Origin of the sequence: Rhizobium sp. LjRoot258 (assembly GCF_964254185.1) — a bacterium.
Classification (GTDB): domain Bacteria; phylum Pseudomonadota; class Alphaproteobacteria; order Rhizobiales; family Rhizobiaceae; genus Rhizobium.
In genome coordinates this window covers 947,809-970,404 of sequence record NZ_CAXUST020000002.1, presented here as the reverse complement: position 1 = coordinate 970,404, position 22,596 = coordinate 947,809, and the positions used below count along the sequence as shown (strand labels likewise).

At 55.6% G+C, this 22,596-nt stretch carries 21 protein-coding genes and 3 pseudogenes; 11 read left to right on the top strand and 13 right to left on the bottom strand.

The annotated features are described in order from the left end of the window. Positions 1 to 8: 8 nt before the first annotated feature. From ACSQ9D_RS25445 to ACSQ9D_RS25390, 12 genes are all read right to left on the bottom strand, one after another. Positions 9 to 674, bottom strand: coding sequence for a class I SAM-dependent methyltransferase (locus tag ACSQ9D_RS25445; RefSeq protein WP_436284638.1), 666 nt, complete (start codon positions 672 to 674; stop codon positions 9 to 11). Between the two features lie 3 nt (positions 675 to 677). Beyond that, the gene (locus ACSQ9D_RS25440; RefSeq protein ID WP_436284637.1) at positions 678 to 2,039 is read right to left on the bottom strand and encodes an ABC transporter ATP-binding protein; all 1,362 of its coding nucleotides are present in this window, start codon (positions 2,037 to 2,039) and stop codon (positions 678 to 680) included. Further along, positions 2,029 to 2,847, bottom strand: a complete 819-nt coding sequence (locus tag ACSQ9D_RS25435; RefSeq protein WP_436284636.1) for an ABC transporter permease — start codon at positions 2,845 to 2,847, stop codon at positions 2,029 to 2,031. Before ACSQ9D_RS25435 ends, ACSQ9D_RS25440 begins: the two co-directional genes overlap by 11 nt. Next, positions 2,847 to 3,392: a dTDP-4-dehydrorhamnose 3,5-epimerase gene (gene rfbC, locus ACSQ9D_RS25430; RefSeq protein WP_224566254.1), complete on the bottom strand. Its 546-nt coding sequence runs from the start codon at positions 3,390 to 3,392 to the stop codon at positions 2,847 to 2,849. Before rfbC ends, ACSQ9D_RS25435 begins: the two co-directional genes overlap by 1 nt. Then, on the bottom strand, positions 3,392 to 4,279 hold the full coding sequence (gene rfbA / locus ACSQ9D_RS25425) for a glucose-1-phosphate thymidylyltransferase RfbA (protein WP_436284635.1): 888 nt from the start codon (positions 4,277 to 4,279) through the stop codon (positions 3,392 to 3,394). The genes rfbC and rfbA overlap by 1 nt, the downstream gene beginning before the upstream one ends. A gap of 82 nt (positions 4,280 to 4,361) precedes the next feature. Next, complete coding sequence (rfbD, locus tag ACSQ9D_RS25420; protein WP_436284634.1) at positions 4,362 to 5,240, bottom strand: dTDP-4-dehydrorhamnose reductase; 879 nt, start codon at positions 5,238 to 5,240, stop codon at positions 4,362 to 4,364. A gap of 14 nt (positions 5,241 to 5,254) precedes the next feature. Next, on the bottom strand, positions 5,255 to 6,316 hold the full coding sequence (rfbB, locus tag ACSQ9D_RS25415) for a dTDP-glucose 4,6-dehydratase (protein ID WP_436284633.1): 1,062 nt from the start codon (positions 6,314 to 6,316) through the stop codon (positions 5,255 to 5,257). Between the two features lie 16 nt (positions 6,317 to 6,332). Then, positions 6,333 to 7,229 carry a glycosyltransferase family 2 protein gene (locus tag ACSQ9D_RS25410; RefSeq protein WP_436285168.1) on the bottom strand — a complete coding sequence of 299 codons (897 nt, stop codon included), beginning with the start codon at positions 7,227 to 7,229 and terminating at the stop codon, positions 6,333 to 6,335. Between the two features lie 123 nt (positions 7,230 to 7,352). Beyond that, positions 7,353 to 9,269, bottom strand: coding sequence for a sulfate adenylyltransferase subunit CysN (cysN, locus tag ACSQ9D_RS25405; RefSeq protein WP_436284632.1), 1,917 nt, complete (start codon positions 9,267 to 9,269; stop codon positions 7,353 to 7,355). After that, on the bottom strand, positions 9,269 to 10,174 hold the full coding sequence (gene cysD, locus ACSQ9D_RS25400; RefSeq protein WP_436285167.1) for a sulfate adenylyltransferase subunit CysD: 906 nt from the start codon (positions 10,172 to 10,174) through the stop codon (positions 9,269 to 9,271). Before cysD ends, cysN begins: the two co-directional genes overlap by 1 nt. 1,197 nt (positions 10,175 to 11,371) lie before the next feature. Further along, positions 11,372 to 13,357, bottom strand: coding sequence for a CHASE2 domain-containing protein (locus tag ACSQ9D_RS25395; protein ID WP_436284631.1), 1,986 nt, complete (start codon positions 13,355 to 13,357; stop codon positions 11,372 to 11,374). After that, positions 13,357 to 17,127, bottom strand: coding sequence for a FecR domain-containing protein (locus ACSQ9D_RS25390; protein WP_436284630.1), 3,771 nt, complete (start codon positions 17,125 to 17,127; stop codon positions 13,357 to 13,359). Before ACSQ9D_RS25390 ends, ACSQ9D_RS25395 begins: the two co-directional genes overlap by 1 nt. A 117-nt stretch (positions 17,128 to 17,244) precedes the next feature. Between ACSQ9D_RS25390 and ACSQ9D_RS25385 the strand changes: the two genes are divergently transcribed. The 11 genes and pseudogenes from ACSQ9D_RS25385 to ACSQ9D_RS25335 form a co-directional block, all read left to right on the top strand. Further along, the gene (locus tag ACSQ9D_RS25385) at positions 17,245 to 17,784 is read left to right on the top strand and encodes a Pycsar system effector family protein (RefSeq protein WP_436284629.1); all 540 of its coding nucleotides are present in this window, start codon (positions 17,245 to 17,247) and stop codon (positions 17,782 to 17,784) included. A gap of 348 nt (positions 17,785 to 18,132) precedes the next feature. Then, positions 18,133 to 18,495 carry an IS66-like element accessory protein TnpA gene (tnpA, locus tag ACSQ9D_RS25380; RefSeq protein WP_436284628.1) on the top strand — a complete coding sequence of 121 codons (363 nt, stop codon included), beginning with the start codon at positions 18,133 to 18,135 and terminating at the stop codon, positions 18,493 to 18,495. Continuing rightward, positions 18,492 to 18,776, top strand: coding sequence for an IS66 family insertion sequence element accessory protein TnpB (gene tnpB / locus ACSQ9D_RS25375; protein WP_436284627.1), 285 nt, complete (start codon positions 18,492 to 18,494; stop codon positions 18,774 to 18,776). The genes tnpA and tnpB overlap by 4 nt, the downstream gene beginning before the upstream one ends. 188 nt (positions 18,777 to 18,964) lie before the next feature. Then, on the top strand, positions 18,965 to 19,153 hold the full coding sequence (locus ACSQ9D_RS25370; protein WP_436284626.1) for a hypothetical protein: 189 nt from the start codon (positions 18,965 to 18,967) through the stop codon (positions 19,151 to 19,153). Then, positions 19,131 to 19,445 (top strand): recombinase family protein, encoded by a 315-nt coding sequence (locus tag ACSQ9D_RS25365; RefSeq protein WP_436284625.1) that lies wholly within the window; start codon positions 19,131 to 19,133, stop codon positions 19,443 to 19,445. The genes ACSQ9D_RS25370 and ACSQ9D_RS25365 overlap by 23 nt, the downstream gene beginning before the upstream one ends. Further along, positions 19,391 to 19,549 (top strand): annotated as a pseudogene (locus tag ACSQ9D_RS25360) (recombinase family protein); the annotation flags it as partial. The gene ACSQ9D_RS25365 and the pseudogene ACSQ9D_RS25360, both read left to right, overlap by 55 nt. A gap of 80 nt (positions 19,550 to 19,629) precedes the next feature. Next, positions 19,630 to 20,070, top strand: coding sequence for a recombinase family protein (locus ACSQ9D_RS25355; RefSeq protein WP_436284624.1), 441 nt, complete (start codon positions 19,630 to 19,632; stop codon positions 20,068 to 20,070). Then, a complete protein-coding gene (locus ACSQ9D_RS25350) occupies positions 20,067 to 20,258 on the top strand; it encodes a zinc ribbon domain-containing protein (protein ID WP_436284623.1) in 192 nt (63 codons plus the stop codon). The genes ACSQ9D_RS25355 and ACSQ9D_RS25350 overlap by 4 nt, the downstream gene beginning before the upstream one ends. Before the next feature lie 147 nt (positions 20,259 to 20,405). Further along, a complete protein-coding gene (locus ACSQ9D_RS25345) occupies positions 20,406 to 20,708 on the top strand; it encodes a hypothetical protein (protein WP_436284622.1) in 303 nt (100 codons plus the stop codon). Next, positions 20,705 to 21,208: a hypothetical protein gene (locus ACSQ9D_RS25340; RefSeq protein WP_436285195.1), complete on the top strand. Its 504-nt coding sequence runs from the start codon at positions 20,705 to 20,707 to the stop codon at positions 21,206 to 21,208. Before ACSQ9D_RS25345 ends, ACSQ9D_RS25340 begins: the two co-directional genes overlap by 4 nt. Before the next feature lie 70 nt (positions 21,209 to 21,278). Beyond that, positions 21,279 to 21,410 (top strand): annotated as a pseudogene (locus ACSQ9D_RS25335) (IS66 family transposase); the annotation flags it as partial. Here the strand turns inward: ACSQ9D_RS25335 and ACSQ9D_RS25330 are convergent. Beyond that, positions 21,409 to 22,377 (bottom strand): annotated as a pseudogene (locus tag ACSQ9D_RS25330) (recombinase zinc beta ribbon domain-containing protein); the annotation flags it as partial. The pseudogenes ACSQ9D_RS25335 and ACSQ9D_RS25330 sit on opposite strands and share 2 nt — an antisense overlap. Between the last annotated feature and the right edge of the window lie 219 nt (positions 22,378 to 22,596).

Here is a 22,596-nt window from a genome sequence, read left to right as displayed (position 1 = left end):
TTTTCAGTTCAGGGCAGCTTATTTAGCGAGATGTCGGTATAATCCCCGGTAACATCGAGAAACGAGAAGTTCGCCCCTCTTTCCTTTTTGATGAGGAACTGATTATGAGGCAATGCAATAATCGGCAGATCCATCGCTTCGGAAAAATAGACGCTATATGGGCATACGAGAGTAGGCTCGTAGCGAGTATCATGTTGCCAAGGCGTCGTGGTAAAATCATCTCCCCCAATAATCCCACCCTCCCTTATTTTAGGTAGAATTTTTATGAGATCAATCGTTATGCCTCTAAGTGTATGATCTCCGTCTATGTACGCAAAATCAAGACTTCCGTCAGGGATGTCATTGACAACATCTTTAGTCCTCCCTCGTAGGATCGTCCTTCTTTCAGAAGCAAAATCGGTCTTAGCAAGCATCTCCTGATAGATTTCATCAAACATTGCGGGCGCCACATTGAAGGGCTTATTCCAATCTGGCAAACTCGCCCAAGGATCTATCATATAGTATTGCTCTACTTGAGAGCATTCCCTGAGTATACGCTCAGCGAAATCGCCTTTCCAAACTCCGATCTCGGCCATATTTCTAGCCTTATGAAGATCCAGCAATCGGATCCATAAATCGAAGCGAGAATTACATTCAGACAGCAGTTTTGCTATCTTTTGGCTATCGAGATCCAATTGCTATCCCTCAACAAGTTTGACAGAAGGCTCGTCCGACATCAAATCCACATAGCCAAACGATTTTGGCCTTTCGATGTTAGAGACACGAAACATGATTGCATCAAGAACGCGATGCGGGCAGTCGACACCGTCTACGGACCAGATGCCACCGCCAACAAAGTAAACTCCGGCCAATAGGCCCATGCGAAAGGAGAAACTGATCCGAAAATCAGAGTCTGCCCTTATCTTTTCGAGATAGAGCCCTTCCTCCGGGTACCTTTGGCCGGTGATGACAGTTCCGGAGATATTCCTGATGTGGAGACCAAAGAAAATCCCGGAAAATTCCCTGAGCAAGTGGCCCGCCATCACGAATTGATAGGTTTTGTCCGCTTGTAAGACATTCACTGGCTGATCATTCTCATCCAGTATGGATATTGATGTAATTTCCGCCCCTTGTATTGGGTAGACCGTGGTTGTTTCTGGCACCAGCCCCGGATCAAATAAGACCGATGGAGCCGCCGGCGGTTGCGGAACTAGATTTGCTGTGTCAGTCAGCCCGATTGTTTCGGCAGATTGATCGGCAGCACGATACTCCCGAACAAGCTTTTGATACTCAGCTGAAGGAGCGTAGATCATCTTCTGATAGGCGCGTATTGCCTCCTGCGGCCGACTATACATGACCCGAATGCCGCTATCGAGCACTAGAGCCCTGTCGCATAATTCGATTATGCTGGCGGCTGAGTGAGAAACAAAGAGGATCGACGTTCCACTTTGCTTTAACTCATCCAACCGCGCGAAACACTTGCGCTGAAATTTCTCATCCCCCACGGCAAGAGCTTCGTCGACGACGAAAATATCCGGATCAATCATCGCTTGCACAGCAAACGCCAGTCGCACGCCCATACCGCTTGAGTAATTTTTCACAGGCTGATCGAGGAAGTGACCAATATCGGCGAACGCAGCAATTTGGTCGAAACGACTGTCGATTTCATCCTGGCTCAAGCCCAATACGGCAGCGTTCATATAAACGTTCTCGCGGCCCGTAAATTCCGGATTGAATCCAGAGCCAAGTTCCAACAGTGCCGAAATCCTTCCGCTCGCTTGAACGCTGCCACTCGTCGGGTTGAGTGTACCGCAAATCAATTGCAGTAAGGTCGACTTGCCGCTTCCGTTCCGGCCAATAATGCCTACCGTTTCGCCTCTTTTAACTTCCAGCGAGACATCCTTAAGAGCCCAGAATTCATTGAAGTACTGCCTTGCCTCGCGTCCAACCAACCGCTGCAAGCGCGGTGATATGAACTGCCTGAGCCGATCACGAGGATGATCGTAAATCTGATAGCACTTGCTAAGATTCTCCACCTTGATGGCGATATCAGAGGACATCAGCAAAACCTTTGCGCGTCTTCTGGAACCAGACAAAGCCCAGCCACGCGACCAATGAGGCAGCCAACAGGTAGATTCCTAACAACTTGAAATCCGGCTGCTTACCCCAGTAGAGCACGTCGCGTGAGAGCTCTATTACGGGCGTCAAGGGATTTAAGTAGAGTAAAGGCCGATAGCCTTCCGGCAGGGCACTCGCTGGATAGAATATCGGCGAGAGGAACATTAGCGCCGTGATGACGATTCCGATAAATTGTGAAACATCGCGCAAAAAGACGCCAAGGGACGCGAGAATCCAGCTCGCTCCCAAGATAAAAATCGAGAACGGCAACAACACTAGAGGAAAATAGAGTACGGTCGCATGTGGCACGCCATAAAATACGACATAAGCCAAGAGCCAGACGCAGAGACTAACACAGAAGTGAAAAAGCGCGGACCCAAGTACTACACAAGGTAAAATCTCTAACGGAAAGACGACCTTCTTAACATAATTAGGGTTATTAGTAATCAGAGTTGGAGCGCGATTAATACATTCTGCGAATAAATTAAACGACATCAGGCCCGCGAACAGAACGAGCGCAAATTCCACTTTCGAACTACTTCCAACGCTCCAGCGCGCCTTAAGCACCTCGCTGAATACAAAGGTGTAAACACCCAGCGTGAACAGCGGATTGAAAAATGACCATAGTATACCTAGGAAAGATCCCCGATAACGCCCAAAGACTTCGCGTTTTACGGATGCTCTAATAAGGGTGAAATTCCGGGAGAAGCTAGCAACCATTTCAATCGGATGGAGGGAATAGTCTTGCATCAGACAAACACCTCGGCCTCGCTCAAGGGAACGGCTGCGGCATCCTTTGGCGCAAGGTTGGGAACTCCTGAGAGCGGCCAATCGATACCTATTGCCGGATCGTTCCATAAGAGGCTGCGCTCAAACTCCGGCGCATAATAGTCGGTCGTTTTGTAGAGGAATTCAGCGGTTTGACTGAGGACGAGGAATCCGTGGGCGAACCCTTCTGGCACCCACAATTGTTTCTTGTTTTCGGCACTCAGATGGACCCCGACCCATTTCCCGAAAGTGGACGAGGCCTGACGCAGGTCGACAGCTACGTCGAACACTTCGCCCTCTACGACGCGCACCAATTTGCCCTGTGCGCGCTTGATCTGATAATGCAAACCACGCAGTACGTTCTTAAATGATCTAGAATGGTTATCCTGAACAAAATCGCGTTTGATCCCAACGGCGTGCTCGAAGGCTGCGGCGTTGAAGCTCTCGAAGAAAAACCCACGATCGTCACCAAAAACCTTCGGCTCAAGCACGACGACCTCGGGAATGGCAGTTGGCGTGGAGAACATCAAAAGACCTTTTCCTTAAGGAGGTTAAGCAGGTATTTTCCGTAGCCATTCTTCAGTAGTGGATGTGCTAGCGACTCCAATTTGCCGTCGTCAATCCACCCCGATCTATAGGCGACCTCTTCTGGACAGGCTACCTTCAGGCCCTGTCGCTTTTCAATTGTCGCGATGTAGTGTCCAGCTTCCAACAGTGAATCATGCGTCCCGGTGTCCAGCCAGGCGTAACCCCGGCCCATAATCTCGACGTCAAGTTGCCCTTGGACGAGATAGCGACTGTTGACATCCGTGATTTCAAGTTCGCCACGGGGTGACGGTTTGATGTCGGCCGCGATATCGCAGACCTGCGCATCGTAGAAATACAGTCCGGTCACCGCGTAGTTAGACTTCGGCTGCCTCGGCTTCTCTTCTATCGAGAGCGCCTTCCTGGCCTTGTCGAATTCCACGACGCCGTAACGTTCTGGATCGGTTACATGGTACGCAAATACAGAAGCACCACTTGCCTGACCAGCCGCTCGATTCAGCAGGCTCTGGAAGTCGTGTCCGTAGAAGATGTTGTCACCAAGCACCAAAGCGCTCGGATTGTTTCCAACAAAGCTTCGGCCAAGAATAAAAGCTTGCGCCAGTCCGTCGGGACTCGGCTGGACACAATAACTGACATTGAGCCCCCACTGGTGGCCATCGCCCAGCAGCGCCTCAAAGCGAGGCGTGTCATCAGGCGTCGAAATGACGAGAATGTCACGAATTCCCGCCAGCATGAGGGTGGTCAGCGGGTAGTAAATCATTGGCTTGTCGTAGATCGGCAGCAGCTGCTTACTGACCGCTAGCGTCGCCGGGTACAGGCGCGTCCCAGATCCACCAGCAAGAATAATTCCTTTACGTGCCCTAGCCATTTTAAAACCCTATTTCGGAATTCTCGTTCCGGCTGGTTGATTTTAGCATCACGATTTCAACGCGCCGACAAGTCGATCGCGCCTAGTTTGTCGCCGCAAGCAGGCCAATGACCTCTTCGACGCCGTCCTGCCACGGTGACAGTGGCAAGTCAAAGCAATCCATCAATTTGGCACAATTTAGCCGTGAGTTGAGCGGACGCTTTGCAGGCGTAGGATAATCGTTCGTCGAGATAGGTTCGATTTTGTCCGTCGGCAGCAATCCCCCAAAACCGCGCGCGGTCGCTCTATCAACGATGTAGCAGGCATAGTCGTACCAGGAAGTGCTGCCTTGGGCGGTGAGGTGATAAACTCCGGAGCCGGCGCTTTCCGTCAGAATTTTGTCGGCGATGCGCGCGGTCGTCTTGGCGATCAGAGCCGCCGATGTCGGCGCCCCCACCTGATCAGCAACAATTCGAAGCGTTTCGCGCTCCGAAGCCAATCGGAGAATCGTCTTTAAAAAATTGTGACCATGATGGCCGTAAACCCAGCTGGTGCGAAGAATAAGATGCTGCCCCCCTGCCGCGCGCACCGCCTCCTCGCCCTGCAGTTTGCTTTTCCCGTAAACGGACTGTGGGTTGGTGCTATCGGTTTCGACATAGGGAGAATCTTTTTCCCCATCAAAAACGTAGTCGGTCGAGTAATGGATCATCACGCAGTCATTATCCGCTGCCCAGCGCGCCATCACGCCCGGCGCAATTCCGTTGACGGCGCCCGCGCGCGCGGCCTCGCTTTCGGCGCGGTCAACCGCCGTATAGGCTGCCGCATTGAATATGATCGCTGGCCTCGTCGCTCTCAGCGCGACGCGGATATTCGCCTCGTTTTCCAGGTCACATTCGGCCCGGCCGTAAGCAACGACATCGCCACGTGATGCAAGTGCACGCCGCAGTTCGAAGCCGACCTGCCCATCGGCACCTGTGATCAACAAGGGACGCATTGTCAATTCTCGTACTGCTGGCTGAGCCAATCCCTGTAGGCGCCGGATGTCACATTGGCCACCCAGTCCTGATTGTTGAGATACCAGGAAATAGTCTTTTCTATGCCGCTCTCGAAGGTTTCGACGGGTTTCCAGCCCAGATCTCGCTCGATCTTGCGTGCGTCGATCGCATATCGCCGATCATGTCCCGGGCGATCTTTCACGAAGGTTATTTGATCGCGATATGATCCGGCGCCTTGCCGCGGCTTCAGCGCATCGAGCGTATCGCAGATCGTGTGCACCACCGCCAAATTGGGCTTCTCGTTCCAGCCGCCGACATTGTAGACCTCGCCGACGCGGCCATTGGCCAACACAGTTCGGATCGCGCTGCAATGATCCTTCACATAGAGCCAGTCACGTATCTGCTGGCCATCGCCGTAGATCGGCAGAGGCTTGCCGGCAAGCGCGTTCAATATCACCAGCGGAATCAGCTTCTCTGGGAAGTGATATGGCCCGTAGTTGTTGCTGCAATTGGTGGTGAGCACCGGGAGGCCATAAGTATGATGCCATGCTCTCACCAAGTGGTCCGACGCGGCCTTGCTTGCCGAATAAGGGCTGTTGGGCTCGTAACGATTGTTTTCACTGAAGGGAGCGTCTGTAGCGCCGAGGCTGCCATAGACTTCGTCCGTGGAGACATGCAGAAAGCGGAAGGCTGATTTTTCGTCGTCGTTCAACTCCTGCCAGAACGCGCGAGCTGCTTCGAGCAGGTTAAACGTGCCGACAACGTTCGTCTCAATGAACGCGGCAGGGCCGTGAATCGACCTGTCAACATGGCTCTCAGCGGCAAAATTTATGATCGCGCGCGGCTGGTGAGTCCGCAACAAGCTTTCAATAAACTCTCTATCGCCGATGTCACCATGCGCAAAGACATGCCTGTCATCTCCCCGCAGCGATTTCAGCGTGTCCAGGTTGCCGGCATAAGTCAGCTTGTCGACGTTTACAATCCGTTCGCCGGACTGAGCAATCCAATCGAGAACGAAATTGCCGCCAATGAACCCCGCCCCCCCCGACACGAGTACCGTCATTGCATACACCTATTGTCTAAATCTGTTTCAGGATTACAGCCACGAGCAAACCAAAGTTGCCTGCCAATGTTTGCCGATGCAGCCCCGACCTATAAAGTATCCGGAGTCGCATAGGAAGCGCGTCAGTTCTCATCCGACGAAAGTCTGCGAGGAGAGCTTGATTTCCTGGTGTCAGGAGATGCTCGACCCTTCGCAGCGCTTCGACGTGCTGGGAATTCCATTTCAAAAATCGGCTTTGCGTCAGCATATGCGCGCGTTTAAGCCGAGCTCGCCAACCGGAATTGGACCCGACGAGATTGCTCGCATGCTGCCGATAGTCGATGCGCGGCTCAGCATCATATCGGACGCGCCCTCCGGCGCCCGATACCAGAATGTAGGCCCACCAGTCGTGGCTTGGAATATCTGCTTCGGCGCCGCCCTCAATCAGGAGCGCTCGCGCCGCGCGGTTCATGACCATCGTATTGCCACCGCCGATGCTTTGTACCAGCGCGTTCGAGAAGGACGGGGGGCGCGTGAAAAGCGGAGAATTGCCCGTCGACACACCCGTTTCATCGACCGTATGCGTTCGCGAACAATAAAGGGCCGGAAGGCCGGATGGCTGCTCCTTCAACCAAGCGACTGCGCGTTCCAGCTTGTCGGGATGCCAGATGTCATCCTGATCAGAAAAGGCGTAATAGGCTGCGTCAATGGCCGGATTGCAGGCTAGCGTCAAGAAATTGCGGATGAAACCCCGACGAGGCCCGTTCACAACGTGAACGGGCGACCGCACACTTTTTTCAAACAACCGCACGAGATCGAGCGTTGTGTCGGTGGACCCGTCATCCGAAACCCATAGCGACCAGCTGCTGTAGGTTTGGCCGCGAATGGATTCCAACTGCTCGGGAAGATATCGCGCTCCCTGAAAAGTGCCCATCAAGATGGCAATGTCGTCTTTCATGCCCATGCGAAGCCGAATTTGTTAATCAACTCGTCGCCTTTACTGGATGGCGTTTTGAAACACAACATCATCAACATCTTGCATCGCATCCGCTTTGCTTCAATGGCGGTCGGAGTTGTCGAGGATTGCGAGGAGATACTTGACGGTATCGTCGATATCACCCGTGGAACCATCCACCTTCACTTCCGGTTGCTCGGGCGGCTCATATGGACTGTTGACGCCCGTCATGTTCGGAATCTGTCCGCACCGGGCCTTTCGATACAAGCCCTTGGGGTCTCGATCTTCGCAGACCTGCAGCGGAGTATCAACATAAACCTCGATGAAATTCTCTTCGCCTATCAATTCCTTCGCCATTTGGCGTTCACGTTTGAAAGGCGAGATAAACGCCGTCAGGACTAGGATTCCGGCGTCCATCATCAGCTTTGCCACTTCCGCGATCCGGCGTATGTTCTCGACGCGGTCGGCGTCGGTGAAGCCGAGATCCTTGTTCAATCCTTGCCTCACATTGTCGCCATCGAGAATATAGGTTCTCCGGCCGGACTTATGGAGTTCGCGCTCGAGTGCGTTGGCGATCGTCGACTTTCCCGATCCAGACAGGCCGGTAAACCAAATCACCTTGCCAGTATGACCGTTCAACCGCTCACGATCAGCCCTGGTGATGGATAAGGCCTGGCGATGGACGTTTTGAGCGCGCCTGAGATTGTGCCGAATCATCCCAGCGGCAACAGTCGCGTTGCTGAAACGATCGATCAGAATAAAACTTCCAAGCGCTTTCGACCGGGCATAGGTATCGAAAACGAGCGGGCGGCTGACCGAGACATTGCAAACCCCGATATCATTCAATGCAAGCTGCCGTGCAGCCTCGTGCCCGAGCGTATTGATGTCGACACGATATTTGATGCTGGAAATCGAAGCGGTTGCGGACTGAGTGGACAGCTTGATATCATAACTCCGTCCGACAAGGCCCGGATCCAGATCCATCCAGACAATCGTCGCTTCGAAATGGTCGGTCATCTCCAGCGGATTGTCGGCCAACGAAAGCACATCTCCTCGCGACACGTCGATATCGCGTTCGAGGCAAAGCGTAATGGCGCTTCCTTCAGCAGCCTCCGCTTGGCGTCCATCCATGGTGACTATCTCGGCGATTTCCGAGACTTCGCCAGACGCGGTGTTTCTTATTGTGCTACCTACGCGCGCCATGCCCTCCAAGAGCGTTCCACAAATGCCTCTGAAGCCGGCGTCGGGCCTATTTATCCACTGAACGGGGAAGATGAAACGCTCTGCGGGCGCCTGCTGCACGTGGACCGTCTCCAGATGCCCCAGCAGCGTTGGGCCGTCATACCATGCCATTTTCGATGATCGGTGCGTTATGTTCTCACCCCTTAAGGCACTGATCGGGACGGGCATAAATGTTTCGAAATTCAAAGTCGCTGCAAAGTCAGCCATGGCCTCCGACAGCTGCGATGAAATTTGGCGGTCGTATTCGACAGTGTCCATCTTGTTGATCGCCAGCACCAGATGACGAACACCGAGCAAGGATGCCAGGTAAGCGTGCCGTTTGGTTTGCGTAAGCAATCCTTTTCGGGCGTCCATCAGCAAAATCGCCAAATCCGCTGTCGAGGCGGCGGTCACCATGTTGCGCGTGTACTGCTCGTGACCAGGCGCATCCGCGACGATAAATTTCCGTCGTGATGTCGAGAAGAATCGGTACGCAACATCGATGGTGATACCTTGTTCGCGCTCGGCCGACAGGCCGTCGACAAGCAGTGCGAAGTCGATGTTTTCGCCTTGAGTTCCGTATCGCTTCGAATCCGCCTTCAACGCGTCAAGCTGATCGTCCGCCAATACCTGCGATTCCCAAAGCAGACGCCCGAGAAGCGTACTCTTGCCATCATCTACGCTACCACAGGTGATAAAGCGCAATAGATCCTGCGAACGCTGTTGAGAGTCGAAGGCTTCTAGTACTTCTTGGGTCGTTCTAGCCGGCGCGGCTGGATTGTGGATTGCGCGTCGCATCAAAAATATCCCTCGGCCTTCTTTTTTTCCATGCTCGAACTGGAGCTCGTATCAATCAGGCGTCCTTGTCTTTCGCTCGAGCGAGATTGCAACAACTCCGCTATTATCTCGGGAACAGTCGATGCGTCCGACTCGATCGCCCCGGTCAGCGGGTAGCAACCAAGCGTTCGAAAGCGCACTTTACGGGCGGAAATTTGTTCGTTGGGCAAGAGCTGCATGCGATCGTCGTCGACGACCAAAAGCATGCCGTTTCGGTTCACGACCGGTCGCTCTTTAGCGAAGTAGAGCGGCACGATGGGAATGGCCTGTTCATGGATGTATTGCCATATGTCGAGCTCGGTCCAGTTTGAAAGCGGGAACACGCGAATGCTTTCGTCCGGTCGCTTTCGGGTATTGTAGAGGTTCCAGACTTCCGGCCGCTGGTTCTTCGGATCCCAGGCGTGATTGCGAGCACGGAAGGAGAATACACGCTCCTTTGCCCTCGATTTCTCTTCGTCGCGGCGCGCGCCGCCGAAAACGATATCGAACCTATGAAGATCGAGGGCCTGCTTCAGCCCTTCGGTTTTCGTGATGGCTGTGTGGAGCTCCACCCCATGATCGAATGGATTAATATCTTTTTCGATCGCCTCGGGGTTGACATGGACGATAAGCTCTACGCCGCTTTTCGCCCGGAGACGATCCCTGAACTGGTACATTTCACGAAACTTCCACCGCGTGTCCACGTGCAGGAGTGGAAATGGAAGGGGCGCTGGAAAGAAAGCCTTGCGCACCAGATGAAGGAGTACCGAGCTGTCTTTTCCCAATGAGTATAGTAAGACGGGATTGCGCGCCTCAGCATAGGCTTCTCGGATGATGAAGATGCTCTCGGACTCAAGCCGTTTTAGGTGATCGGACATTGATGACACAGCGTGAATAGGCGCAGCGGCCGGTAGGGGCGACGAATAGCTCAGCAGTTGGACACCTATATCTTCGTTGGGAGGGATTTCGCGGCAGAACCTTGTTACAGCCGCATGCGGAAAGACGGCGATCGGCTTGCCGACATGCTTCCGCAGTTTTCCCAATGCAGTCTCAACTTCGGCTGAGCCAACCGGCGTTGCCATGGGCACCCAGATACGCGATCCTCGCGCGTCGTTGGCATGCAGGCACGCGGACTGCGCTCGCTCGAAAATCTGCACGAATAGAACAAGTGTTCGCTTGGAGCGCTGCCGTTCTAAATCGGAATTCAAAACACTCTGTATGGGTTTCTCTCCGAATTCATCCCGCAAATCCTCGGCTATCAGAGCTGCCGGCAGAATGCCCAACTCATGCAACCGTCGCTCGGCAGTGCGCTTTGTATCGGCCATGCCGACAGCCTTGAGGTATTGGAAGGCCAGCTCGGTATTCCAGACTCGATCGCCAATCAAATTGAGAACAGCTTCCTCATCATTTATTTGTCGCATTTTGCGCATTCCAAATTTATTTACGTTCTAAACTAGAGGCGCTTGAATACCACGAGGCAACTCAATTCACCAGATACATATTGCGACAATTGAAATGGAGCCTTCAGATTATAAAACATGCGTTCAACGTCTAGATTGAAGAACTGCCCCTCGTGTCACAACGAGGAGAAGGAGGACGAATGCGATTGCGGCGCATCGTGCATTACGCACAATCCAGAGCGAAGCTATGCTTCAGGCCGGCATGCAGGTCGCGGAAGCGAACGTTGTCACCGTGATAGGAATGGTTGACGTTGAATGGACCGTCGCTATCGAGCGCGCCGACGGCCTCACGGCGCTGAGATCCTCATCGTCTCGAAGGTTCCTCACTGCCAACTGACCTGTGCAATCGGGCCGTTGCATCGGAATCGTCACTAATGCTGACAATCCGCACATTACTCCGGCCTATCGCGTAGAGAAAAATTGGCGCTCGCACTCTGCTTCTGCCAAGAACCGGCGACTGTACAGACATCTGAACCGTCAACTACCGCGTATCGCACTTGTTGCGCCACAGCTAATTTAGCGAGGCATGCATCGAACAAGCTGCAGATCAACTTTCCAGCGAGTGACTACGCTATGCACACTACGTAACGATATTATTCTAGAGGCGGTCTCTTCGGGGTGATCTTATTCATCTGTTGAGCGAGAAAGTTCTGCCCGCACGACTGAATAATAAAGTCGGAGAGAAGGAATGGCTGTTTCCAATCTATCGAAAATATTATCCAGAGCGCCCAGAGTTTTATTGTATTTGCCCAAGAGAAAATCGGTGTGCACGTCGAGGTCCTCGGGCCGAGCATCTTCAACGATCGTATAGACAGGCGACGGTACCGTTCGGCCCTTTACGACAATACGGTCAAGCTCGACCACGGTGTAACGCCCGCTGACAAGCCGCGCGGTCTCCTCCCCGAGCAGAATAGCCACCCCGTAGTTCTTCGATGCTCCCTCAAGCCGTGAGGCGAGATTGACCGAGTCGCCGAGGCAGGAGTAGTCGAAGCGCCGGTTCGACCCCATGTTGCCGACGACGCATTCACCCGTGTTGATGCCGACGCCCATCTTCAGCACATGCAGAGGTGCGCCGCTTGCTTTGGCTTCCGCTTCAAGCTCCTTGTTAAGCTTTCCAATAGCGGTCTGCATTGCAAGCGATGCTTGAACAGCATGGAGCGCGTGCTTGGGGTCATCGAGCGGAGCGTTCCAAAACGCCATGATGCAGTCGCCCATGTATTTGTCGATCGTACCTCCGTGATCCATGACGATATCGGAGAGCGGCGTCAGCAGCCGGTTGATCAAGCCGGTCAGCCTTTCCGGATCGTCCTTCATCGTTTCGGCAATCGTCGTGAAGCCACGGACGTCGGAGAAGAGGACCGACAGCGTTCGTCTTTCTCCGCCGAGCTTCAGTTGCGACGGATCGTCAGAGAGCTTTTTGACGAGGTCGGGCGAAATGTACTGCGAAAATGCTCGCGTAATGCGTTGCTTATTCCTGCGCTCCTCCGCAAAGTCGAAAGCCGCCTCGCCAAAGGCAACGGACACAAAGGCGACGGTCGGCCCTAACGGTGATACGAAAAAATGGTCGAAGCGTAGTCCCGCATAGGAGAGCAGCGCGAATGCGCAGATCGCGACGACGGTTGCTAATAGAGTCAGCCAACCAGTGGATTTCCAAACAGTTGCTGCAGCGAACGCGGCCGCAAGCAGGACGAAGCCGACAAAAGGTACGCTGCCCGTGCGGGTGATAGACACCCGCTGGCGAAGATTATCATAGATCGTTGCCTGGATTTCGACGCCAGCGGTAAGCTTGCCCGTATGCATCGTGTACGGTGTGGCAAAGGCGTCCGCGCCTCCCTTATCGATCTCCGGCGCGTTCTGCAGGCTAAGGCCGACCAGGACAATGCGATCCTTGAAAGTGCCCTCAGGAAGGAAGTTCTTCGGGTCGAGGGCCTGATAGTAGGAGACGGTTGGATAGCTACGCGCCGGGCCGAATGACTGGATCATTGAGTTCGACGGGATCGTGTCAACATCATTGCCGGCAGCCCGCAGAAGCGTCACGGCAAAGCCGTCTTCGTAAGGGGGGATCGTCCGGAAGACGCCGTCCCCACCAAGCTCGATCGAGGCTATGCCCATGCGAGCACCGGCTGCCGTCAGTTGAGGCAGTGGGGTCGCTCTCACCAGCTGATCGGCTTGCGGCGTCTGGATGAGCGTCTCGTCGCCGGCAAGTATCACATCCGGGCCGACTGCAGCAGTGATCGCCGCATCGTTTTCGACTGACGAGGGCTCCGCCATGATGATATCGAGGCCGATCACCTTTGCGCCGGCTGCTCGTAGTTGTCGGATCAATTCTGCATGCAGGCTGCGCGGCCAAGGCCACTGCGCATTGATCGCCGCAAGGGAAGGCTCGTCGATTGCGACAATGACCGGCCCATCCTGCGGCGGCGGCAGGCCGTCGACCGTCGACAAATAGTCGAAGGACTTAAGCTCCAGCAGCGGCCAGGCCGGCAGGCGCGAAAGCAGGGAGATTCCGATGAGGGTCACCAGAATGAGGACAAGCAGTCGCAGGCTGCGGCTGCTGAACGGCCAGCCGAGAGATTCTCTAGATTGACCAGGGGTCGGGGCCTTGTTCATCAGAACCGAACTTTGAAAGTGCCCTTTACGGCACGACCCCAGCCGGGAACGCCCGGGGTTATTTCAAAATCCTCGTCAAGCAGATTGAACACTGCCACCTCAAGAGCAAAACGCTTGTCGAATGGCTCCCAAATCATGTTGGCATCAAGCGTCCAAAAGTCATCAAGCTCTGTCCCGATGTCGTCGCCGTCTCGTTTGCCGATATAATTGGCGGCGATTGTCGCTTTCACCTTTGCTTCATTGACCCAGGTGAGCGCCACTTGGCCTGAGTTGCGCGGGATGAACGGAAGTGCCCCGCCAAAGTTGGCGCTTGTTTCATCCTCGTTTTCCGATTCCATGCGGGCGTATGTTGCTGAAAGACCGAACCCATTCCCCAGCGCAAAATTTGCTGTGATGCTTGCCCGATCAATACTCCCTCTTTCCAAAGGCAGGCTATCAATCGCGGGCAGCGCCGTTAGCGGCAGCCCGATCGTCAGATCATGCAATTCCTGGTGCTGATAGCTCATGGAAGTGAAGATTTTATCGGTCCATTGCGAATCCCATTGCAAGGCAACGGTATCGATATAGCCATCGATCCCGACCGCAATCTGATTTGGCTGCAGTCCGACAATGCCGATTGGGGCGAGTGTCGGTACGCCTGTTTCGACACTCTGGCGCATGAACACAGCGCGCAGCCACTGATCCTCGACCGGAGCCCAAGCCACGCCCAATCGTGGCTCCAGGCGACTGACGTCAACACCATCTCCATCCAGTCTCGTTGCATGCAGGGCATATTCTGCCGTCAGGTTTGGCGTAATCTCGTGCAGCAGGTCTACGTAAGCACGGGCCAGATTTGTTCGACTGGACGCTTCGTTCGGGCCGTCCGTGATATCGGGCACAAACACCGGGACGAGCTCATAAAGCTCGTTGAAGGTGCTGCTGTGAGTATCAATCCATCCTGCCTCGATACCGTATCGCCAAGTCAGGCCGTCGTCAGTGCCCAGGCTGTGGCTGACGGCGGCAACGTAACTTTTGGAGGACAGGCTTTGTCGGGTTTGTCCGAACGGCAGCAGATCTGGAGTAGTGGCCCCGAATATCGGTGATTGATCGAATTCGAAGTCACTCGTGCTCTCCGTCTTCACCTCTGAATAGAGAAGCGCGGCGTTCACGATATTTCGGTAGCCGAAGGTGTGGCTCCAGCCTATGCCGCTGTTGAGGTTGTCGAGACTGTTGTGCTGACTGCGATAGAGCGGCAGTTCCGGGGGTGCTAGCGGCACCCCGAAGAGAGGAATGAAGAGCTCAGCGTTAAGCCGGATCGACGGCGATGGATCGAGCGTCAACGAATTCAGGTCAAAATCGCTGCGGCCCTGATTGACGAAGGCGACCACGCGATCCTCTGGGGTGAGAGTGGCCGTTAGATAGCCATTGGCGTTCAGCAGTTTGGTCTCGGTGGAAAAACTGCCGAAGTCCGCATAGCTTCCTTCAGCTGGTATTTCCTCCCACTCGAAATTACCGAAGAAGCTGATGGGTATCGTCTGGTTGGCAAAGCCTTGGATCTCGGCTTCACCGACCCGTCCAGTGTGACCCCCGACGCTATTTATGCCGCCGCCAATAGAGCCTTCAATGAACGGAGTGCGCAGCAACGTAGCCGATCTCGACCGGCCTGACAGCATGTGCGGGTCGAGCAGCAGTCCTTGAAACAGAGAAGAAAAGCTTGTTGCGTTGCTCGTGTTTTCGATCACGCTATCCCCGAAGGTGATCGCATTCTTGAACGGGTTGATACTGCCCTTGAGCGCCTGATCCGCAAAGCCGCTGCCTTCGAACGGATCAAAAACCGCATCGCCATAGTACCGGCCCCAAGCATCGAGGCCCTGCAAGCGAAAGGCGTTGTTGAGCGTGGAGCCGGCATCCTGGTTGGCTCCAAGTGCACTGAAATCTCCCCCGCGAGCGCGAGCGCGCCTTAAAAACTCTTGGGCGTTTGCGATCGCTCCATCAGCGTCGTAGTCATCAATGGCAACTGCGGTTCGAAACGCAGAGATGGCCGTGTCATTCTTATCCAGTCGATCGGCATTTTCGAGAGCCTGATTTGAAGGATCCCGCTCGCCTCTTTCGTAGTGGCCTGCCGCGAGCATTAGCTGCGCCTGCGAATAGCCCGGATTGGCCGTCGATGCCGCGAGAAGGTCCTCGATCGCCGTTTCTCGTTCACCTGACTGGAGATAGTAACGTCCGCGGGCAAGAAGTGTCACGTCGAAGGCTGGATCTGCCGCCAAAGCCAGGTCGATCTCCCGCTTGGCTTCCTTCATACGCGATTGATCGAGATAAAGGACTGCGAGATTGGCATGGCTGACCGGATCGTCCGGATCGAGTTCGATCGCCTTCTTGAACGCAGCCTCTGCTTCGCGGCTGGCGCCCCGGGCATCCTGCAAAAGGCCGAGATCATTCCAAACCATCGACGAGCCTGGAGCGACTCTCAGCGCGTTGTTCAGGTCTTCGAGCGCTGCCTCAAGATTCCCCTCGAAGTCGGCGCGCATGCGAGCGCGGGCCTGCAAACCATCAGGGTCCATGGGATCGATCGAAAGCGAACGCTCGATCGCCTCGCGCATCTGGACCTGATCGTTGATCAAGATAGCAAGCTGTGCGCGCAGAGCCGGCAGCCGCGAATCCGTCGGGTAACGCGCTTCCGCATCCTTCATGGTTTTGATGGCGGCGGGAATGTCTTCGAGGAAGCCGGCCGTATAGGCCTTCATCACCGCAGCATAGGGACCGGTGATCGTCGCTGGCGGCTTCTCCACATGATCGGGGTCGCGTAGCGAGCGCGAATAGTAGCCTCCGTAGGCAGCGATGCTGCGGCGCTGCGGATCGAGCGCCGGCTCAGCCCGCGAAAACAGTTTTGCCGCATCGTCGTAGCGTTTCTCTGCGCCCGCGATCAGGGCTTCGATCAAATCGGCGCGGGCGCGTTGGCTGGCTGAAAGTTTGAGTGCCCGAGCTCTCGCCAACGACTTGAGCGCCGGCTGACGCCCATCGAACGACATCTGTACTTCGGCAAGTGTCAGCCAGTCCTCTGACGTTCTTGCTTCCGGCGCATTGGCTTCGACGCGGCTGCGTTCGGATCGCATTTTTTGCATCGGCAGCGGCGAAGCGGGCATGAACGTAAAGCCGCTGCGCAGTGTCAGATAAAACAGCATCTGCTGGCGATCGTCAGGGGCAACGATGACCAGCTTGCGCGGTGCCTGCCCAATCGTCGCGACCGCCCCTTCCCCCTGTGCGACCTCGACACTGCCATGCTCGTTCTTGAGCTCGACCCGCCCCTCGAGCACAATCAACGAGGTCTGGTCGCCCTTGACCGTCAACGTCCAGTCGGTCCCGCGAATGGCGGCGGCGGCTGCCGGCGTCTCCACTGTCAGTCCCTGACCGCCGCGCTGCGCGCGTGCCCACATCGTGCCAGATTGCAGATTGAGAACCGTGTCGCCATCGGCAGCCATCTGCTTGACCTGCAGCGCGGAATTACGGCCCAGACGAACCTGCGTGTGGTCTGCAAACAAGATCGCCAGCTGACCATTGGCATTGGTGCGAAGCACGTCGCCGCCAAGCAGGTCTTGATGAAGGGCGACGTTCTGCCAGCTGGAAAGATCGATGAAGCGGACTTCTTCGCCCGTCTTGCGGTCAATGACCGAGCCGGCGGCCCGCGCCGTGCGCCGAAGAGGCTCCGCCATGGCCGGCGGCGTCAGGCACAACGCGGCCACCACGATCGCCGTGCCCCCGCACGCGTATCTCGCAAATCTACCCCTCATATTGCAAGGATTTGTCTACCTATACTTGAAAAGTCAAGTGGACATCAGAAGACGGACTTGCTTTGCATGACAGGTGTAATATCAAGGAAACACTTTGGCGCGGGGGGGGGGTGCGGCGTGAGTGATTTTGAGAATGCTTCAAATTATTTGGTCAGCGCACCTTCGACGGATGATGTGAGTTCGGAATATCTCGACCACATCAAGAAGATAAATGACATATTTTACGACCAGATCAAAATTTCTGATCAGAAGGCCGCCTATATATTTACTTTTATGCTCGCCTTTTTAGTAACGTCCAGCGAGGGACGTGAGGTCTTCACCTGGGGTCGCTATGCGCAGGGAACGCCGCAGGGCATGGTTTTCTCTGGCGCTTTGGCACTGGCGTCAATCGTTTCTATCCTCTCGGCGATTCTCGTGGTTCTGCCGCGTCACGTGAATTCCTCGACTTCCCTGTTCTGGGGATCTTGGCCCAAGCATCGTGGTCATTTTCGCGAGGCGGCAACGAAGCGCGATAAGGGCTATCTGTTCGAGCAGTACGTTGAGAATGCGGATATCCTATCAACCATAGCGCGTGGAAAATACCGCTGTGTGAGCTATGCCTTCCGGGCATTGATGGTCACTGTGGTCGCCTACATCCTTCTGCTAGTAGCCACGTAATCGCTGAAAGCAGTCGCTTAGCTCCACCTGGTAAAAGATCGGCGGGGGCATCGATAACGGGCTCCTATTGGGAATCAGCCGCGATGAGGGCGGCCTCTCCCTCGATCATCTTCAGTTCTGCTGCGAAGTAGTTGCTGAACATGAAGTCGTAAGCATCGAAATCGTGAAGTTTCAAAACACATGGGAGACCGACGGCGCACCCGCCTCCCCGAATGCATTACTTGACGTATTGCGCCCTCTTCTGTGAGCGTCCGGCGAGCGGATTTTCCTGATCGAACAAATCAGGCGATGTTCTGGCATTAGAACCAGCATTAATGCTGACATTAATACCAGATCGAAGAGGTTGGCATGGCTCGAATGGAGGTCATTTCCGGCATTGAGCGCAGGCGGCGATGGTCGGAAGAGGCTAAGCTGAGGATATTGGCGGAAGCGGATCAGCCTGGCGTTCGCATTGGTGATGTGGCTCGCCGCCATGATATCTATCCGGCTCAGATCCGTTTGTGGCGGCAGTCATTTAGCCGTATCAGCGTACCGGCAACTTTCCTTCCGGTCGAGCTCGTCGAGAAAGTGGACCTTGCGCAAGTGCGTGACACGCCGCCAGCGCCAACGGTCATCGAGATCTTGCTACGAAATGGCCGTTGCTTGAAGGTTCCGGCCGACCTTGAACTGGAGATGCTCGCGTCGTTGATCACCTGTGTGGAGGCGGCATGATCGGGCCTTCAGGGAATGTACGGGTCTATTTGGCCTGCGGCGTGACCGATATGCGGCATGGAATTGATGGTCTATCGACGCTGGCCGAGACGGTCATAAAGGAGGCGCCAGGGTCCGGCGCCATCTTCGGCTTCCGCGGCAAGCGCGGCCGATTACCGAAATTCTACATACGGTTTTCGTTTTTCGACGATCGCTTATCCTTGGCACCCGATGTTCGGGAGCAAGGTGCAGGTCTCGCCTTTCAGTCGCGGCAAGAGCTTGACATGCATCTACACGCATGAGCGGCCCGATCTCTCCCGCGAGTTGCCGAACTGGATGTTCGACCAGAGCTACTGCGCCAACATGGCGCTGGGGCTGCCTGAGATCAGCATCGACGGCCTCAACGAATTGGCTGCGGTACTGGCATCGTTCGGCGCGGCTCAGGCACCGGGCGCAAAATCCCGTCCTTCGAGGAAGAAGGAGAAGGGTGATGCGAAACAGGCGGTATCGAAATCGCGATCAGCCCGTCCTGGAGCTGGAGCGCTCAAATCGCCAGGGACCAGTGGTTCGGAACACGAAAGGGCTGGTGGAAGCCCTCGCGGATCTTCTGCTGGAGGCTCTGGAAGCAGGCGAGAAGACGAAGACGGGAGGCGTGGATGAACACCAGGATCACGCCTGACCATCTCGGCCGCGCAGCGGTGGTGTATGTCCGTCAATCGACCATGGCGCCGGTGACCGGCAATCTCGAAAGCCAGCGCCGGCAGTACGATCTGGCGGGAGCTGCCGAAACGACCGGCTTCGCATCTGTGACGGTGATCGACGACGACCTCGGTCGTTCGGGCTCAGGTAGCATGGAGCGCCCGGGATTTGAACGGCTTGTTGCGCTGGTCTGTTCCGGCAATGTGGGAGCGGTCTATTGCATCGAGGCGCGTCACGCCTGGCGCGCAACGGGCGGGACTGGCATCACCTAATCGACCTATGCGCGCTGGCCGGTACATTGGTCATCGATCCCGACGGCGCCTATGATCCACGGCTTGTCAACGATCGTCTGCTGCTGGGGTTGAAAGGAACGATGTCGGAATATGAACTGAGCTTGATGCGACAGCGCGGCATTGCCGCCCGCGACTCCAAGCGGGGCGCGGCGAGTTCCGATTTATGTTGCCCCCAGGCCTCTGCTGGGGCGAAGCAGGCAAGATCGAAATCGATCCGGACGAGCATGTGGTGGAGACGATCAGGCTTGTCTTTGCCAAATTCCGAGAACTGGGGAGCGCGCGCCAGGTCTTCCTGTGGCTACGATCGGCCGACATCAAGATGCCGGTCGTCTTGCATAATATCGAAGTCTGCAAACTCGCCTGGAATGCGCCCGCCTATCACAGCGTCATGCAAATCCTTCATAATCCACTCTATGCGGGAGCCTATGCCTTTGGCAGGCGAGCACACGGACGCGGATTGTTGCGGGCCGCGCTCGAACGGCTAACGGGCTACGTAAGCCGAGGAATGAATGGAGCGTACTGCTGCGTGACAATCATCCCGGTTATATCAGTTGGCAGGAGTATGAGGACAATCAAAAGCTTCTGCTTGAGAATGCGCACATGAAGAAGAACTGCGCGCGCAAATCGGCGCGCGGCGGTCGCGCCCTACTGACGGGGCTGATGCGCTGCGGACGTTGCGGCAGAATGATGCGTGTCTTCTATGGCAGTGCAAAAGCAACGCACACGGCTATCAGTGCCGCGGCGACGATACTCATGTGGGCGTCGGTCTATGCATCGGCATTGGTGGTGTGAGGATCGATCGCGCTACAGATTATCGAGGCGGTCTCTGATCGGGCCATCGAAGCGGCGATCTTCGCCTCGGATCAGGTCGAGCGGTCCAGGCAAGATATCATCGCGGCAGTTGGGCGGGACCTGGAAGGGGCAAGGTACGAGGCATCGTTGGCCGGCCGCAGGTATGAGCTTGTCGACCCAGCCAAACGGCACGTCGCGCGCGAGTTGGAAGCTCGATGGAACGATGCGCTGGAGCGCGTGAGTGTGCTGGAACGTAAGGTCGAGGAACTCACTGCGCTGTCAGCGGCACGACCAGCGATCGACCGTGGCCGGCTCTTCCAGCTTGCGCATGATTTGTCGGCGGCCTGGAATGCTCCGTCGACCGATACGCGGACGAAGCAACGGCTCATCCATATCCTGATTCAGGAGATTGTTTGCAACCTCGATGATCAGACCAACGAGGGCTCTTGATCCATTGGACCGGCGGTCGCCATACCGAGGTGCGCGTTGCGCGGGTCAAGACCGGCAGATATCCAAGCGATATGGCGCCATCTGCTGTCGAGGCGCTGCGACAGCTTGGCGGACGGTGGCCGGATCGGGAACTGGCCGTATCGCTCAATCGAATGCACTGCAAGACTGGCGATGGCGAAGCCTTGACGACCGAGCGGGTCCGTGACATGCGCGAACGCCTGGGAATTCCCGAATATGATCCTGCCAAAGCCGGTAGCCCGATGATCAGCCTGATGGAGGCAGCCGAACGACTCGGCATCTGTGTGGGATCGGCAAAGACCCTTGTGTTGAAAGGTATCATACCCGCAACGCAAATCCTCCCGGGCTCACCATGGATGGTCCCAGTCGAAGCGCTTAGCTCAGAGGCCGTCCGGATAGGGGTGCAGGGTGTAATCGATCGACGGCCAAAATATTATGAAGATTATCAATATGATAAGGTTATCTGCCTACCCGGACTCTGACAAAGGGATGTATTATGAAACACGCTGTGCGGATCGGATCAAGCTTTTATGGTGGGATGGCCAAGGGTTCATCCTGAGGGACCTGAAGGTCTGGATCGAGGATACGCTGCAGACGTTGCCGCAGAAACAAAAATTGGCGGAAGCGATGCGCTACGCCCTGTCGCGGTGGGCAGCATTGAGCGTTTACGTCGACGACGGTCGCTGCGCATGACCGCCAAGGCATCCTCTGTCGTTGCGCAGCCATGCTCGCCACTCTGAGGCTTCCGTACCCTGAGTTCGGAGTGCTGACCACCCTTCCAATGAATCGTCAGCACAACGTCGCGTACTGCATCGTCGACATCAACGACAATGTCGGCAATCAACGTACGGAGCAATTGCTGGCGCGCGCATGGTCACACTAGCAGCATCCCAGGCTGCCTGTAGATTATCCGCCAAATTGGCAAACGTGCCTGGGTCGACCGTGATGGTCGAAGGACTTTCGGCAGGCTTGCGCGCTTCCAGATCCCGCACGCGACGTAGCGCAGTCTCCCAATTCTTCTCCAGTTGGGCGGCAATCAAACGGTTGTCAGGATCACAAGCAGCGTAGCGGCGTTCGGCGAGGCTAGCTTCGTAGCGAGCCTGCTTCAATTCCAGATCGAGAATCTGGCGCTGATCTTCCTGTCGCTCCTGGTGCATCCGCTCCGCCTCGAAGGTGCCTCGATCGCCAAAGGTTCTACCGCGCGCAGCAGCTCGCGCGCAACCGCCGCGTCGATGCGGGAGCCGCCGAACGTCATGAACCGCGGCAAGCCTCTCATCAGGTTTGGCTTATCGCAGCGATAAACGGGCCGGCTTTGCGGATTGCCCGTATAGGAAACACTCAGTCGCCGTCCACACTGCCCGCAGGTCAGGACACCCGATAACAGCGCTTTGCCGCCACGGCCGGATTTGACCCCGTCGGCTCGGCTAAAATTGTTGAGAGCCAGTTGCTGTTGGTTGCGCTCGTACTCATCCCAAGTGATGTAACCTTCGTGATGGTCCTTGATCATGACTTCCCAGGTTCCAGCCGGCTTGCCATGCCCGTAACTCCGCCGCGGCCGTCCATCAACGATGGCAGTCCGCTTCTCGCTCGTTCCGCAGACGTAGACGCCGGCATAGAAGGGGTTTTTGAGGATGCCGATCATCTTAGAAAAGCAGTACGCCCTTTCGCCTGTCCCATCTGGCGAGTTATCATTGACAAAGATTTTCCCAGTCAAACTGGCCAAGAACTTCCCTTGCTCTTTCTATGAAAGGGACAATGTTTTCCGCTTCATTATAAGTTGGGGCAATAACAGAAAGACTTCTCAGCGACACTAGGAAACTCCAAGGCGAAAATCCAGTGTGCAGTAGCAAAGCCTCAATGGAACTACAAG